Source organism: Mesorhizobium sp. B1-1-5 (assembly GCF_006443065.1).
Classification (GTDB): Bacteria; Pseudomonadota; Alphaproteobacteria; order Rhizobiales; family Rhizobiaceae; genus Mesorhizobium.
Window position 1 is genome coordinate 71,689 of sequence record NZ_VFWS01000003.1, and the last position, 14,055, is coordinate 85,743.

Genomic DNA, 14,055 nt, shown 5'->3' on the forward strand with positions numbered 1-14,055 from the left:
CGCCGTCATTTCGTTCCACATCGGGCGCAATGAACGGCAAGATGCGGGAATGGTTTCGGAATTGGCGATGGGCCTTGGCCGCATCGTTATTCCTGCATGCCTTGATCGCAGCGTTCTTGTTCTTCGGCTTGCCGAGACCCGAGCAACAGCCGGACCAACAGGAACAGCCGGTCAATGTCGCGATCGTGCCGCCGCCCGAGCAGCCCAAGCCGAAGCCCGCTCCAAAGCCGCCGGAGCCGAAGCCTGAAAAGCAGGCTGAAAAGCCGCCCGAGCAGGCCGTGCAAAAGCCACCGCCTCCGCAGCCGCCGAAACCCCAGGACATTCCGGTTCTGAAGCGCGTTTTTCAGTATGGCGAGAAGGATACCGGCCCGGAGAAATCTCTCAACGGCGGCAGCGCGCCAGCCAACGCTCCGTCGCCGGCCAAGGATGAACCCGCGAAGCCGCCCGTCTCATCGCAACCCGCGCCCAACCAGCCGGCTCCGCCTGCAACGCCCGAGCAGCAGGCGGACACCAACAAGGCTCAAGAGAAGCCGGTAACCACCGCGCCGGACGAAAAACCCGCGCAAAGCGAGGAGAAGCAGGCAACCGAGGACACTGACAAACAGCAGCAGGACAAGCAGGAGGCAATTCCGCAAACCGCCGACAAGCAAGCTGCCGAAACGCCAAAGCCGTTGACGGCCGATGCCGGCGACAAGCCTGCGCCGGCCGAAAAAGCAAAGCCCAAGCCTTCCAAGGCGATGAAGTTCAAATCCGCAAGAGCTTTGAGAGGGCCGAGCGGGAACCAGGGAAGGTCAAGCCCCGCCGACAGCGAGGTTGCGGGATCGCCGATCTATTCCGGCCTGCCGGGCGTCAGAAAGCTTTACTCGCCGGGTGCGACCGGCAACGCGCTGGCCACAAGCTCGATGGAGAATGTGCCGCGCGATCAGCGCGTAGCCAACCTGTGCGCCAACGTTTTGAACCAGGAATTGCAGAGTGCCGATTACTCGCCCAAATGGCTGCCGACCATTCCCTTGAAACAAGGCAATGTTCTTAACCCTCCGCAGGCTGCCTTCAGCACGACAACCCAGTGGTATGATCTCAGCTTCCGCTGCGAGGTCGACGCCGATGCAACGAGGGTCCTGTCCTTCAACTTCCGCGTGGGGGGATTGGTCCCGCCTGGGGAGTGGACCCGGCGTCGCTTCCCCAGTCTCCGCTAGAGCATGATCCCAAACCGAAGATCAGCGAATGCAAAGAGTGGGAATCGGTTTCCGGAGAAGATCATGCTCCAACAAGAGTTAGCTCAGGCCGGGACACCAAGCCCGGCCAACTGCCGGCTGACGTCGTGCCAGTCGGCGCAGACGAAATCCGCGCCTGCGGCCTTCAGCCGGGCGCCGTGCTCGGGATAGGTATGCCCGCCGCCGGTATAGCCGATCGCGACCATGCCGGCCGCCACCGCGCCCTGGACGCCAAAAGGCGAATCCTCGACCACGATGCAGTCGGCGGGGTTCGCGCCCATTTTCTCGGCGGCGTAGAGGAAGATGTCCGGCGCCGGCTTGCCGTTCTTCACCATCGAGGAGGAAAAGATCGCCTCGCCGAAGAAGCGCGACAGTCCGGTCACCGACAGGCTGTGGTTGATGCGTTCGACTGAAGATGACGAGGCGACACAGCGGTCACCGGCAAGCGCGCTCAGGAACGGCAGGATCCCCGATGTCGGCTTCAGCTCCTCCGAAAAGAGCAGCTTGGTCTCGGCCCAGATGTCGCCGTCGGCGGTGGGCGGGAACTGATGTCCCGTCAGTTCCTTGATTTTGACGATGATGTCGGCCTGCTTCATGCCTATGCATTGCGCGATGATGCCGCCATGGACGCCAGGCATGCCATGCTTCTCGTAGACGCGTTCATAGGCCTTGGCGGCCAGCGGTTCGCTGTCGACGAGAACGCCGTCGCAGTCGAAAATCAGTCTAGGTTGCGCCACGCGCTTCTCCCGGCTCTGTGCCAATACGCACATCGCTATCGATAAAAAGTCAGATGTTCAATAGTTATGCGGATGCATCTCCTGCGCATCAAAGCTGGCGCAGCGCCTCGCTGACCGGCGTGGATCCAAGCGCGCGCTGCATGGCCTGGCGCGACTGCGCGCGGTCGGGTGTGATCCAGTTGGGCTCGGCGCCGAGGAAGCGGTCGAGGAAGGCCACGGCATAGGCGGGCATTTCCGTCGCGTTCTCGCGGTAGGACCACCAAGTGCGCAGGTCGTCGGCGCATTTGTCGATGCTGGGCGCCGTGCCGAACTCCTGCTCGTGCACGGCCAGGATCGCCGACACGCAGTAGTTGGTGTAGAGGAAACCTTCCGGCCAGAAGCGCACGATTTCAGCCGTGCCGGCATTGGCCTCCGTCTCGATCATTTCGGTAAGGCCGGAGACCTCCCGTGCCGGCGCCTGCCGGATCAGCTCGCGCAGCACCAGCCCGGCGGCGAAGACGATGAAGTCCGCGCGGTCGACGGCTGCGAATCGCTTCTGCGCTTCCATGACGTCGATCCAGTCGAGGAAGGCGCGCGTCAGCTTGGCCTCGTCTATCTCGAAACGAACGCCAAAGGTTTCCGACACCACCTTCGCGCTGCTGCGGAAGGTGGCGCGAAACCAGCGCAGCTGCCGCAGCCGGTGACGAAGGTCCGGCATAAGCGCCAGTTCGTGCCTGAAAGGCAGATCCATGTCTCATATCCCGTTTGGCGACAGGCTAGCACAGCGCTGCCGTTGCCGAAATCGGTCAGCCGCCTGTGGAGCGTTACGGCGGCTAATATAATACATGTTGACATTCTAGGAAACAAATGTTCTCACTTTCGGGTCATCTCGCCTCCGTTCAATATGTGCCGGAGGAAGAGAATCGGGAGGAAACCGAAATGGCGATCTGGCAGTGGGCGCTGCTTCTGCTGTTTGTCGTCTGGGCGCTGCAATCGCTCGGCGTCTGGCTGCAGATGCGGCATTATGCGGACGTCTTCAAAGGCGTCACCGGAGAGTTCAAGGACGGCTTTGTCGGAGCCGGCAATTTCCGCGGCCGGCTCGCCAAGGGTACCATCGCGCTCGTCGTCGTGACGCCCGATCTCATCGTGCGCCGCATGATGGTCATGAGCGGCCGTTCGGTGCTCACCAAGTTCAAGCGACATGAAGAATTCGAGGGTATCCCCCTCGATCGACTCCGGTCCAACCCTGCGATCATGGGGGAGGGGGAACCCGGTGTGGCCGAGGCCGTGAAACGGGCGATCGAGCAGATCGACCGCGCGCGGTCGGAGCCGGGGAAGAAGCCGGGCCTGTCCGGTTTGAACGTAGCAAGGGCTTAAGCGACGCCGGCAGCCGGCTGGGAATGACCGGCGGGGTCATAAGGAGGAGAAATGTCTGTAATTTCGTTATTGGCGCAGCATGCCGATCTGGCAGTGCACAACCTGCATGTCGCAGGCACCATGGTCTCGGATGCTGCCTGGCACGGCAAGCTCGGCGTCGAGCACGCCACCGATCATCTCGTGGTCCTGGCGCAGGCGACGACCGACAATGCGCCGGTCACCGCCGATCAGCTGAAGGAACAGCTGAAGAATGTGCAGCAGGAAGAGCAGCTCGGCTGGCTGACGGCGATCGGCAAGTATTTCATCGGCATCTTCCAGAAGGGCGGCGAAGTGTTCGCCGGCTTCGTCACCGGCATCATCCCGACCCTGGTCGTGCTGATGACCGCCTTCTACGCCGTCACCGAACTGGTCGGCGAAGAGCGCGTCCACGGCCTGGCGCGCGGCGCCGGCCGTATCGCGCTGACCCGCTACACCGTGCTGCCGGTCCTGTCGGTGTTCTTCCTCACCAACCCGATGGCCTACACCTTCGGCTCCTTCCTGGAAGAAAAGCACAAGCCTGCCTTCTACGACGCGGCGGTGTCCTATGTGCATCCGCCGCTCGGCCTCTTTCCGCATATCAACCCCGGTGAATATTTCGTCTGGGGCGGCATGCTGGTCGCGCTGCTCGATCTCGAGAAGCGGGGCGTCATCGCCAACGGCTATCACGTCAAGGTAGCCATCTGGTACGCCCTCGTCGGACTCGTCGTCATCCTGCTGAAGGGCATGCTGACCGAGCGCATCACGGCCATCATGGCACGCCGCCAGGGCGTCGAGCTCTAAGGGCGGGAGGACACCATGGCCAAGACATACAAGGCAGTAAAGATCTCGAGGGGCTCCACCGGTTGGGGCGGCCCGCTGGTCATCGAACCGACCGAGCAGCGCAGCAAGGTCGTGTCGGTAACCGGTGGCGGCATTCATCCGGTGGCGCAGCTTATCGCCGATATGACCGGCGCCGAAGCGGTCGACGGCTTCAAGGCGCCGCCGATCGAAAGCGAGATGGCGGTCGTCGTCGTCGACTGCGGCGGCACCGCGCGCTGCGGCGTCTATCCGCGCAAGCGTATCCCGACCGTCAATCTGACACCGGTCGGCCAGGCGGGTCCGCTCGCCCAGTTCATCACGGAAGACATCTACGTTTCGGGCGTGAAGCCGGCCAACGTCACGATGGCGGACGGATCCGAAGCGGTCACCACTGCGGGGGGAGCAGCATCAATGAGTACAAGCAACAACACCACTGCCAGGGCGGCCGAGCCGCTGCCGAACGAGGGCGGGCTTATCGGCCTGATCAGCTCGATCGGCCGTGTCATGGGCCGTGTCGTCGGCATCTTCTTCAACTCCGGCCGCCGCACCATCGATCAGGTTATCCGCAACGTGCTGCCCTTCATGGCCTTCGTGACCATGCTGATCGGCCTGATCCTCTACACCGGCATCGGCGACGTGCTGGCACAGCCGATGGGACCCTTGGCCAACAACATCGTCGGCCTGCTGGTCATCTCGGCCATCTGCGGCCTGCCGTTCCTGTCGCCCATCCTTGGCCCAGGCGCGGTCATCGCCCAGGTCATCGGCGTCGCCATCATCGGCCCGCAGATCGCCAACGGCACCATCTCGCCCGCAATGGCGCTGCCGGCGTTGTTTGCCTACAACACCCAAGTGGGCTGCGACTTCGTTCCCGTCGGTCTGGCGCTCGGTGAGGCCAAGCCGAAGACGATCGAGATCGGCGTGCCGGCGGTGCTCATCAGCCGCCAGATCATGGGCCCGGTCTCCGTGCTGATCGCATGGGTCGTCTCCCTGATCGTGTTCTAAAAACGCGTAACAACGAGGTTCGCCATATGTCGGTTCTTCTCAAGACACGGGTCACAGCTATCGGGCCTGAAGTGGCGGACCTCGCCGAGGGCGGCGTGGTCATCCTGTTCGCGGATGGCTCGCCTCCTGAACTCGCCGAAGTCTCGGTGCTGCACTTGGCAGAGCAGGGGCCCAGTGACGACGCGCCGCAAAAGGGCGCGTCGATCACGCTCGGACCGGTTTCGGCGACGATAACGGCGGTTGGCTCCACGGCGTGGAGCAAGGTGCGCGAGATGGGCCATGTCGTGATCTCCTTCAACGGAGCATCCGAGGCCGAAAGGCCCGGCGAAGTTTGCGCGTCCGAGGTCGACACCGGAGCGCTCGTGGCCGCCCTGACACCGGGCGCTGTCATCACCATCGCCGCCTGATAATATCCGCGCTGTCTGTCGACGGCGCCTAAACCTAGAGTAATTGCAATGGAACGCTCGACCATCGTCAGAGTGCACGAAGGTTTGCACGCCCGTCCCGCCACGCGGTTCGTAAAGCTCGCGAAAGGTTTCGAATCCGACGTAGAGCTGGTCAAGAACGGCAAGGCGGTGAGCGCCAAGAGCTCGGTCAAACTGATGCTCCTGGCGGTCAAGGAGAACCAGGAAGTCACCGTGCGCGCCAACGGCGCCGACGCGATCGAGGCGATCGAGGCGCTGATCGGCTATCTGGAGAACCCGCGCGCCGGTCTCGACGACGAAAACGAGGCGGGTGATGAGGGCTCGCAAACCGCAGCCGCAGCGCCCGCTCGTGAGGCCGCGCAGCCTGCTGCCGCGGCGGTGGATGGAACCCCGAAACTTCAAGGCGTCGCCGCAAGCGAGGGCGTGGCGATCGGGCCGGCCTTCGCCCATTTCCCGCCGGAGATCGCGGGACCGGGCAGGCGCCTGCAGGCCGATGAGATCGATGGCGAGCTCGACCGGTTTCGCAGCGCCGTCGCCAGCGTCCAGTCCCGAATGGACCGCACGCTTGCCGAGAACAACCTCTCCGCCGGCGACCGCGGCATCGTCGCCGCGTTGCGCGACATCGCCGCCGACGACAGCCTGACCGGCGAGGCCGAGAAGCTGATCAAGGAAGGCGATGACGCCGTGTCCGCCGTCATCGGCGCGGCCGCCACCATCGCCGCCGATTTCAGCGCGGTCGACGACCACTATCTCAACGCCCGGGCCGACGACGTCCATGCCGTCGGCCGGCAGATCTGCCTGGTGCTGCTCGGCCAGGACGAAGTCAGCCTGGAAACCATCCCGCAGGGCGCGATCCTCATTGCCGACGACATCGGCGCCTGGGATCTGGCGCGCGCGCCGCTGAAGCGTATCGGCGGCGTGGTCTGCGGCCATGGCGGCGCCACCTCGCACATTGCCATCATCGCCCGCTCGCACGGCATCCCGGCGGTGCTCGGTCTCGGCGACAAGATCAACGAGTTGCGCACCGCCAAAGAGGTGGCGATCGACGGCAATGCCGGGCATGTGGTCGTCGATCCGGACGAGGCTGCGCGGGCTGACTTCACCCGGCGCGTCGAGGCTGCCGCGCAGGAGCGCGCCGGGCTGACAGCGTTCAAGGGCATGACGCCTACCCGTGCGGACGGCACGGTGATCGAGGTCGCGGCCAATATCGGCTCGCTGGAGGAGATCGAGGCGGCGCAGGAAGCAGGCGCCATGGGCGTCGGCCTGTTCCGCACCGAGCTGCTCTTCATGCGCCACATGCATCTGCCGTCGGAGGACATGCAGGCCGAAACCTACAGCGCCCTGGCCAAGGCGTTCGCGCCGCATCCGGTCATCGTGCGCACGCTCGACATCGGCGGCGACAAGCCGATCGCCGGCATCGAATTCCCCGACGAGGAAAATCCCTTCCTCGGCTGGCGCGGCATCCGCATGTGCCTGGACCGCCCCGACATCTTCAAGAAGCAGCTGCGGGCGCTGCTGAGGGCCGCCGTCCACGGCAACATCAAGGTCATGTTGCCGATGGTCTCGGAGATTGCCGAGGTGACGCGCACGCGCGCGCTGGTGGAGGAATGCGCCGACGAACTCAAGGCCGAAGACGTGCCGCATGCCGATTTCGACCTCGGCGTGATGATCGAGACGCCCGCCGCCGTGCTGATCGCGCCGGCACTGGCAAAGGAAGTGGCGTTCTTTTCGATCGGCACCAACGACCTGACCCAGTACATCATGGCCGCCGACCGTCTCAATCCGACGGTCGCCAAGCTCAACGACGTCACCAATCCGGCGGTGATGTCGGCGATCGAGCTGACGGCGAAGGCGGGTGTCGCCGCCGGCATCATGGTTGGCATGTGTGGCGAGGCCGCCGGCCGTCCGGACCTGATCCCGACCTTTATCGGGATGGGCCTGACCGAGCTCAGCATGAGCCCGGCCTCGATCCAGCGCGCCAAGAAGACGATCGCGGCCATGGCGGCCGAACGGTAGCGGATAATTCGCGGCGGTTACGCTAGATGCGCGAGCAGGATGGCGAGAACCGGTGTCAGTTCCTGGACGGCATTGGGCTGGGCGCAGGCCTGCCGGATGCGGTCCTCCCGCACTTCGGCAGCCAGCACCGCGATCTCGAGAATGTCGGGCTCGGGCGTTCCGTCCGCCTTGGTCGCCAGTCCGCAGGCAAGCGCCACGGGCGCAAGGCACCTGATGTCGAGAGACCGGTCGCCGGCTATCGCCGGGCCTGTGCCGATCTCGCCAGGCTGGACAGGACGGTGGTTGAGGCACTCGACGAGCAGAGCCGCGCAGGCCGCCGCGACCTGGTCCGTCGATGCCGCGTCCGCCGTCGCGCCAGCCAGGAAATCCGCGTGGCGCTTGCGCATCGCGACATGCACGGCGGAAAAGCTCGCCTCGTGGACGCGCGGATTGTCGATGCCGTAGCCGGCAAGGACCGCGCGGGTCAGATAATACATGTCGCGCCTGAACTGACGCTCGCCGCCGATCTGCCGGTCTTCATCGCCATGCGGGAAATAGGCCCGCAGGCTTTTGACGGTCGTGCCGTCGACCTTGAGCGGCCGGGAATGCGGCACGAAGGATTCGGCGATCGTCAGCGCCTCGTCGACGGCGCTCGCGGCGTGGCCAAGCAGGCTGCGGCCAGGGAAGGGAGGCAAATTGCCGGCGATATCGTGCGAAGGGTCGCCGGCGCTGTCGTGGCGGTTCTGGCGGATGGCGTCGCGCAGCTCCCGAAGCCGGTCCTTCAGGTTGGCGCGGACATCCTCGGAAATTTGTCGCAGCATCGCCAATTGCCTCGAAATGCTGAAGCCGGTCACGGCTTGGGCGCCAGTCGCCCTCTCTAGATTGTTCGTCTCGCTTGGTAGATCAATAGACGATATTTAACCAGCATGCAGAATCGGCGGGGCGGTGTCATCGCCGGGGTTGGAGGGGAAATTGGGCAGGCGACGGCAGGGCGAACCAGAAAACGGCAGGGCGGCGGCCGAGGCATCCGAGCAGGTCGTCAGCGAAAGCCGGACCGACCGCCTCAGAATCCGCGCCGCCTGGATGTATTTCGTCGAGCAGATGACGCAGAATGAGATCGCCGACGTGCTCGGCGTCGGCCGCGTCACCATCGTGCGCATGCTGGCGGAGGCGAGAGCGCGCAACGAGGTGAAGATCTCCATCGAGAGCGAGCTTTTGGAGATCGTGCGGCTGGAGCGCGCGTTGGAAAGGGCCTTCGGCCTACAGCAGGCGCTGGTCGCGCCGCTCACCGACCCCAACGCCGATCCGATCCCGGCAATCGCCGCCAAGACCGGCATGTTCCTGTCCGATGCGATGAAATCCGGCATGCGGGTCGGCGTCGGCTGGGGCGTCACGCTGTTCAACACCTTGCCCTTCATCAGCGCCAAATCGCTCACCGATTTCAGCGTGATCTCGCTGCTCGGCGGCGTCGGCGTCGCGCGCCGGGTCAACCCGGCCGAGTTCGCCTGGCGCTTCGCCCAGATCTTCCAGGGCGACGGCTATCTGATGCCGACGCCGGCCGTCGTCGACAGCGTCGAGACAAAAATCGCGCTGGTCGAACGCTGCGGCCTGCAGGAGATTTTTGAGATGGCCGATGCGCTCGATGCCGTGCTGCTCAGCGTCGGCGGCATCGCTTCGGCCACCACCTTCTCGCGCGGCGGCTTCCTCAAGGAAGCCGACCGCGAGGCCTTGCTGGCGCGCGGCGCCGTCGGCGACCTTCTGTTTCATTTCTATGATCGCAACGGCGATCTGGTCGACCATCCCGTCAACAGCCATGTGATGTCCGTGGATGTCGACCGCCTGCGCAAGGCGCCGATCCGCATCCTCACCTCCGGCGGCGTGGAAAAGACCGAGGCGCTGCTCGGCGCCATGAACCTGATCGCGCCGACCATCCTGATCACCGACGAGGAAAGCGCGCGCCGCATGCTCTCGGCGCATGGCGTTTGAATCATGCGATGGAAGGGCTCGCCCGCTCCGGAATTGAGCCTCGGAGCAGCCTGCGGGCAGGTTCCTCCACCAGAATGAAGACGACGAGCGAGACGATGATCAGCAAAGGTTGATACAAAAGGCTCCCGACCCAATCCCCATTCTCCAGTAAATATTATCGGAATCCACTTCCGGACCGGGATTTGCAGGATGTAGAGGGCATAGCTTGCATTGCCCAGCAGCACGAGCGGTTTGTACGACAGTGCGCGTCGGGTCTTGCCGTCATTCACGGCGCATGTCGCAATCAGGGCAACAAAGCCGATCACCGCGAATCCTCCTGTCACCGTGTATGTCGAGACAAGCGTGGTTACCGTGAACGCCATGGCCAGAATGGCGGCCAGGTCGCTGCGGAAGCGATTGAAAGCACCAGCGCCGAATAGCAGGGCGCAGACGATGCCGGTCATGAATTCGGGCAGCCTCAGCAGCGGGAGAGGCACCAGCTTCATCCAGTCGAACGCAAGGTAGCCGGTCGGTCCGAGACTCGGCAGACACATAACCATGAAAATCAGCACTGCGATTGCCAGGCTGATCCACAGGGCTCCAGTTGTAAGCCTCGAAAGCGCGGGAAGCAGCAACGGGAACATGAGATAGAAAAAGAACTCGATCGAAAGTGTCCAACCCGGAGAATTCCAGAAGAATCCGAGCATTGACGTCGGTGCGCCCCAGGCTTGAATAAGGCCAAGTGTCGCCAGCGACGCAAGCGGGAGATCAAAAGGCAGGCTTGACAGCGGCAAAGCCACGACAAGAGCAAGGACATAAACCGGATAAATTCTGGCAAATCTCGCTACGGCAAACCGTCGGACGTCGTCCCAATCGGACATCTTGTCGATGTAGGAATGGGTGAGGATGAACCCGGAAAGCAGGAAGAAGAACGAGACGCCGAGATAGCCATTCTGCACGAAATTGGCGATCAGGGGCGGCGCTCCGCCGATGTCTGAGGAATGGTATGCAAGCACATAGAGAGCGGCGAAAAATCGCAAGCTGGTCAGCTGCGCCAGGTTCGATCCGGCTGAAGAAGGCTTCGGTTTCATACAGAGTGCCGTGGCTGTCAGCGCGAAGCGGTGCTCAGAACTGTCGATACTGCTTGGAATCCTATACGCCGAGCCGCATTAACAAACCCATTAACGCTCCACGCCAGTGTCAGCGCTCGGCGCCATGGGGGAAAACCGAGGCGCTGCTCGGCGCCATGCACCTGACTGCGTCGACGATTCTGATCGCCGACGAAGAAGCGCGCCGCATGCTCTACTGGCGGACGGACAACGATCTTCGGCCTCCTGGCCAGATAGATCTTCCGCTCGCGTGACAGCCCCCAAGCTTCTGCCGATAAGTCGCGGAACTACTCTAAAATCAACGAGAAGCTGTTTTTGGACCAAACGGTTGCCCAAAGAGCGGAAGCCTTCGGCTCAACCTAAGAACTTGGGGGGAAGTTCTCTTTCAAATGGTCGGAGTGGCCGGATTCGAACCGACGACCCCTTGACCCCCAGTCAAGTGCGCTACCGGGCTGCGCTACACTCCGGACCGGGTGGCGATGTATCGTGATAAGGCGGTGCGGGTCAACCGAATTCGGTGCCTATCGCGAAGGTGAAATTGCAGGCAGGGATGCAGACCTCGCCAGCCGCAATTCCCGCTGGTGCCGGTACTCCAGCGCGATCGCGCCCCAGATCAGACCGAGCAGCAGGTAGAGATGGCGCCAGTGGTCGATGTCGATGAAGGTGCCCAACCCGATATTGCCGAGATAGGCGACATAGGCGCAAAGCAGATAAGGCTGCCACGGCCGGTCGCGCAGAAGGATGCGGAAGCCGGCGCCGATCGTCCATAGCGTCAGCGTCAGGAACGAGACGAAGCCGAGCCAGCCATAATCCATCAACGCCTTCAGCCAGATGTCGTGCGTGTCCTCGCCATAGATCGTGCCGAAGACCAGCGGGCCGATGCCGAACGGGTGCTCCATCGCCAGTTGAAAGCCGATCGAATAGCGGGCGAAGCGGCCGAGCCGCGCCGAATCGTAGCTCTGCTCAAGCTGCGCGCGCTGTGTGAACATGTCCGACACGCCGGGTAACTGCAGGATGACGATGAGGGCGATGACCAGCAGCGCCGCGGCAGCGATCGTCATCACCACCACGCGAAGCCTGAACTTGCCGCTGGCGCTCTGCAGGAAGAGGCACGCGGTGAGCAGCACCGCCGACACGGCGAACATGCCCCAGGCGCCGCGCGAGAACGAGAAGAAGATGCCGGCAGTGATGATGAGCAGCGGCACCGCCAGAAGCGGCATCCGCGACACCGGGCCGGTCAAGAGCAGATAGAGCAGGTAGGTGCCGGGCAGCACCAGGAACGGCCCGAACACGTTCGGATCCTGGAAGGCACCGGCGGCGCGGTCGTATTTGGTGAACATTTCCGCGCCCGGAAACACATGAAAGTAACCGGCGATGCCGAGCAGCGACGTCGCCACCGCCGACACGACATAGGCGATGAAGATCAGTCGGTAGAGGCTCGGCTGGATCGAGGTCACCGAGGCAAAGAACACCGCGCTGAAGGCCAGAAACAGCGAGACGGCGAGATAGAGCGGCGTGTTGGCGAGGTCGGCCATCTGCGTCATCGCGATCATGCCGCCGATGTTCATTGCCACCAGAAGCACCAGCAACGGCACGATCGCGCGCGAGATTCGAAGCCCGAACAGCGCCCAGACCGCAATCAGCCCGGCCATGTAGATTTCATAGGGCGCCGGCTCGCTGATGACGAAGCCGGAAAGCAGGATGCCGACGCCGATCGCCGCCGACGCAATCAGCGAGATCAGCTTGGCGTTGACCGACCCCGGCGGCAACTGGTTGACAGCCTGCGGCTGCAACTGGCTGACAGCCTGCGGCTGCAACTCATGGGCGACGGCGCTCAATAGGCGTTTTCCGTGTTGAGCAGGCGGATCGGCGTCAGGAACAGGATGCGCAGGTCGAACAGCATCGACCAGTTCTCGATGTAATAGAGGTCGTATTCGGTGCGCATGCGGATCTTTTCATTGGTGTCCATCTCGCCGCGCCAGCCGTTGATCTGCGCCCAGCCGGTGACGCCGGGCTTGACCTTGTGGCGGGCGAAGTAGCCGTCGACCACCTCGTTGTAGAGAAGGTTGTGCGACTGCGCGGCGATGGCATGCGGGCGCGGCCCGACCAGCGAAAGCGAGCCGAGCAGCGAGTTGAAGAACTGCGGCAGCTCGTCGATCGAGGTCTTGCGGATGAAGCGCCCGACGCGCGTGACGCGCGGATCGTTCTTGGTCACCGTCTGCTTGGCGGTCGGATCGGACCGGTCGGTGAACATCGAGCGGAACTTGTAGACTTCGATGATCTCGTTGTTGAAGCCGTGCCGCTTCTGCTTGAACAGCACGGGGCCCTTGCTGTCGAACTTGATGGCGATCGCGGTGGCGAGCATCACCGGCGAGAAGACGATGATCCCGATGAGCGAAAAGACGATATCGAAGGCGCGCTTGGCGACCGAATCCCAGTCGTTGATCGGCTTGTCGAAGATGTCGAGCATCGGCACCGAGCCGATATAGGAATAGGCGCGCGGCCGGAACTGCAGCGCGTTGGAATGCGCCGAGAGCCGGATATCGACCGGCAAAACCCAGAGTTTCTTCAGAAGCTGCAGCACGCGCGATTCGGCGGTCAGCGGCAGCGACACGATCAGCATGTCGATACGCGCGATGCGGGCGAATTCGATGAGCTCGGAGATCGTGCCGAGCTTGGGGTAGCCGGCGACGATCGGCGGCGAGCGCTTGTCGTTGCGGTCGTCGAAGATGCCGCAGATGCGGATGTCGTTGTAGGGCTGCTTCTCGACCGAGCGGATCAGCTGCTCGGCCGCCTTGCCGCCGCCGACAATGAGCGCGCGGCGCTCCATGCGGCCGTCGCGCGCCCAGCGCCGGATGAGGCTCGACATCACCAGTCTCAGGCCGAAGATCAGCGCGAAGCCGGCCACGAACCAGGTGCCGAACAACAGGCGCGAGTAGTCTTCCGACGCCTTGATGGCGAAGGCGGTGAGCGCCATCAGCGCGAAGCTGCCGGCCCAGACCAGCAGCACCCGGCCGAAATTCGCGAGGGGGCGCATCAGCGCCGCGACCTGGTAGCAATCGGTCACGTCGAGCAGCACCACGGCCAGGAACGACGTCGCCGCGATCGCCAGCGGATACTGCCAGGCCAGATAGCTGAAGAAGCCGACATAATAGAAATAGACGCCGAGCCCAGACAGGAACAGCATCGCGAACTCGACCATGCGCAGCACGCCGCTGACCATGATCGGCGACATGGTATCGCGCCGGTATTGCGATGCGACCTGGCGCGCCACATCGTTGATGCCGCCAGGCTTTTCGCCATCGGCGGGAGCATCGTAGTTGCGCACCGCATCCATGGAAAAGCGGTGCGCGGGGTCGATCTCATTCATGGGAACTGTCCGCGAGCTTCGCGCGACTGCATAGCAAAAGAGAGC

Annotated in this window: 13 protein-coding genes, 1 tRNA gene and 1 pseudogene; 8 read left to right on the top strand and 7 right to left on the bottom strand. The window is 63.5% G+C overall.

The annotated features are described in order from the left end of the window. Positions 1-29: 29 nt before the first annotated feature. A complete protein-coding gene (locus FJ980_RS02135) occupies positions 30-1,196 on the top strand; it encodes a DUF930 domain-containing protein (RefSeq protein WP_140541307.1) in 1,167 nt (388 codons plus the stop codon). 83 nt (positions 1,197-1,279) lie between these two features. On the opposite strand, the gene FJ980_RS02140 is transcribed toward FJ980_RS02135, so the two are convergent. Together FJ980_RS02140 and FJ980_RS02145 are read right to left on the bottom strand one after the other, a co-directional pair. Next, complete coding sequence (locus FJ980_RS02140) at positions 1,280-1,951, bottom strand: HAD family phosphatase (protein WP_140541308.1); 672 nt, start codon at positions 1,949-1,951, stop codon at positions 1,280-1,282. An 88-nt stretch (positions 1,952-2,039) separates the two neighbouring features. After that, entirely contained in the window at positions 2,040-2,681 is a 642-nt protein-coding gene (locus FJ980_RS02145) for a hypothetical protein (protein WP_140541309.1), read from the bottom strand. A 188-nt stretch (positions 2,682-2,869) separates the two neighbouring features. Between FJ980_RS02145 and FJ980_RS02150 the strand changes: the two genes are divergently transcribed. Genes FJ980_RS02150 through ptsP form a run of 5 tightly spaced genes read left to right on the top strand, consistent with a single transcriptional unit; the run spans position 2,870 to position 7,587 of the window. Beyond that, positions 2,870-3,307, top strand: a complete 438-nt coding sequence (locus FJ980_RS02150; RefSeq protein ID WP_095767894.1) for a transcriptional regulator GutM — start codon at positions 2,870-2,872, stop codon at positions 3,305-3,307. A gap of 51 nt (positions 3,308-3,358) precedes the next feature. Next, positions 3,359-4,126, top strand: a complete 768-nt coding sequence (locus FJ980_RS02155; protein WP_140541310.1) for a PTS glucitol/sorbitol transporter subunit IIC — start codon at positions 3,359-3,361, stop codon at positions 4,124-4,126. A gap of 15 nt (positions 4,127-4,141) precedes the next feature. Further along, positions 4,142-5,146 carry a PTS glucitol/sorbitol transporter subunit IIB gene (locus FJ980_RS02160; RefSeq protein WP_140541311.1) on the top strand — a complete coding sequence of 335 codons (1,005 nt, stop codon included), beginning with the start codon at positions 4,142-4,144 and terminating at the stop codon, positions 5,144-5,146. 26 nt (positions 5,147-5,172) lie between these two features. Continuing rightward, positions 5,173-5,553, top strand: a complete 381-nt coding sequence (locus FJ980_RS02165; RefSeq protein ID WP_095767656.1) for a PTS glucitol/sorbitol transporter subunit IIA — start codon at positions 5,173-5,175, stop codon at positions 5,551-5,553. A gap of 48 nt (positions 5,554-5,601) precedes the next feature. Further along, a complete protein-coding gene (ptsP, locus tag FJ980_RS02170; RefSeq protein WP_140541312.1) occupies positions 5,602-7,587 on the top strand; it encodes a phosphoenolpyruvate--protein phosphotransferase in 1,986 nt (661 codons plus the stop codon). Between the two features lie 17 nt (positions 7,588-7,604). Here the strand turns inward: ptsP and FJ980_RS02175 are convergent, their stop codons facing one another. Further along, on the bottom strand, positions 7,605-8,387 hold the full coding sequence (locus FJ980_RS02175; RefSeq protein WP_140541313.1) for a hypothetical protein: 783 nt from the start codon (positions 8,385-8,387) through the stop codon (positions 7,605-7,607). 151 nt (positions 8,388-8,538) lie between these two features. On the opposite strand from FJ980_RS02175, the gene FJ980_RS02180 reads away from it, so the two are divergent. Next, entirely contained in the window at positions 8,539-9,552 is a 1,014-nt protein-coding gene (locus FJ980_RS02180; protein ID WP_140541314.1) for a sugar-binding transcriptional regulator, read from the top strand. Between the two features lie 173 nt (positions 9,553-9,725). Here FJ980_RS02180 and FJ980_RS35240 read toward each other — a convergent pair. Then, positions 9,726-10,622: pseudogene (locus FJ980_RS35240) on the bottom strand (acyltransferase); the annotation flags it as partial. A gap of 53 nt (positions 10,623-10,675) precedes the next feature. On the opposite strand from FJ980_RS35240, the gene FJ980_RS02190 reads away from it, so the two are divergent. Further along, a complete protein-coding gene (locus FJ980_RS02190; protein ID WP_140541316.1) occupies positions 10,676-10,894 on the top strand; it encodes a hypothetical protein in 219 nt (72 codons plus the stop codon). Positions 10,895-11,030: 136 nt separating this feature from the next. On the opposite strand, the gene FJ980_RS02195 is transcribed toward FJ980_RS02190, so the two are convergent. The 3 genes from FJ980_RS02195 to FJ980_RS02205 all read right to left on the bottom strand — a co-directional run bounded on the left by FJ980_RS02195 (position 11,031) and on the right by FJ980_RS02205 (position 14,010). Continuing rightward, positions 11,031-11,107: transfer RNA gene (locus FJ980_RS02195), tRNA-Pro, on the bottom strand. A gap of 54 nt (positions 11,108-11,161) precedes the next feature. After that, entirely contained in the window at positions 11,162-12,409 is a 1,248-nt protein-coding gene (locus tag FJ980_RS02200; protein ID WP_140541375.1) for an O-antigen ligase family protein, read from the bottom strand. A gap of 65 nt (positions 12,410-12,474) precedes the next feature. Further along, entirely contained in the window at positions 12,475-14,010 is a 1,536-nt protein-coding gene (locus FJ980_RS02205) for an undecaprenyl-phosphate glucose phosphotransferase (RefSeq protein WP_140541317.1), read from the bottom strand. Positions 14,011-14,055 lie beyond the last annotated feature (45 nt).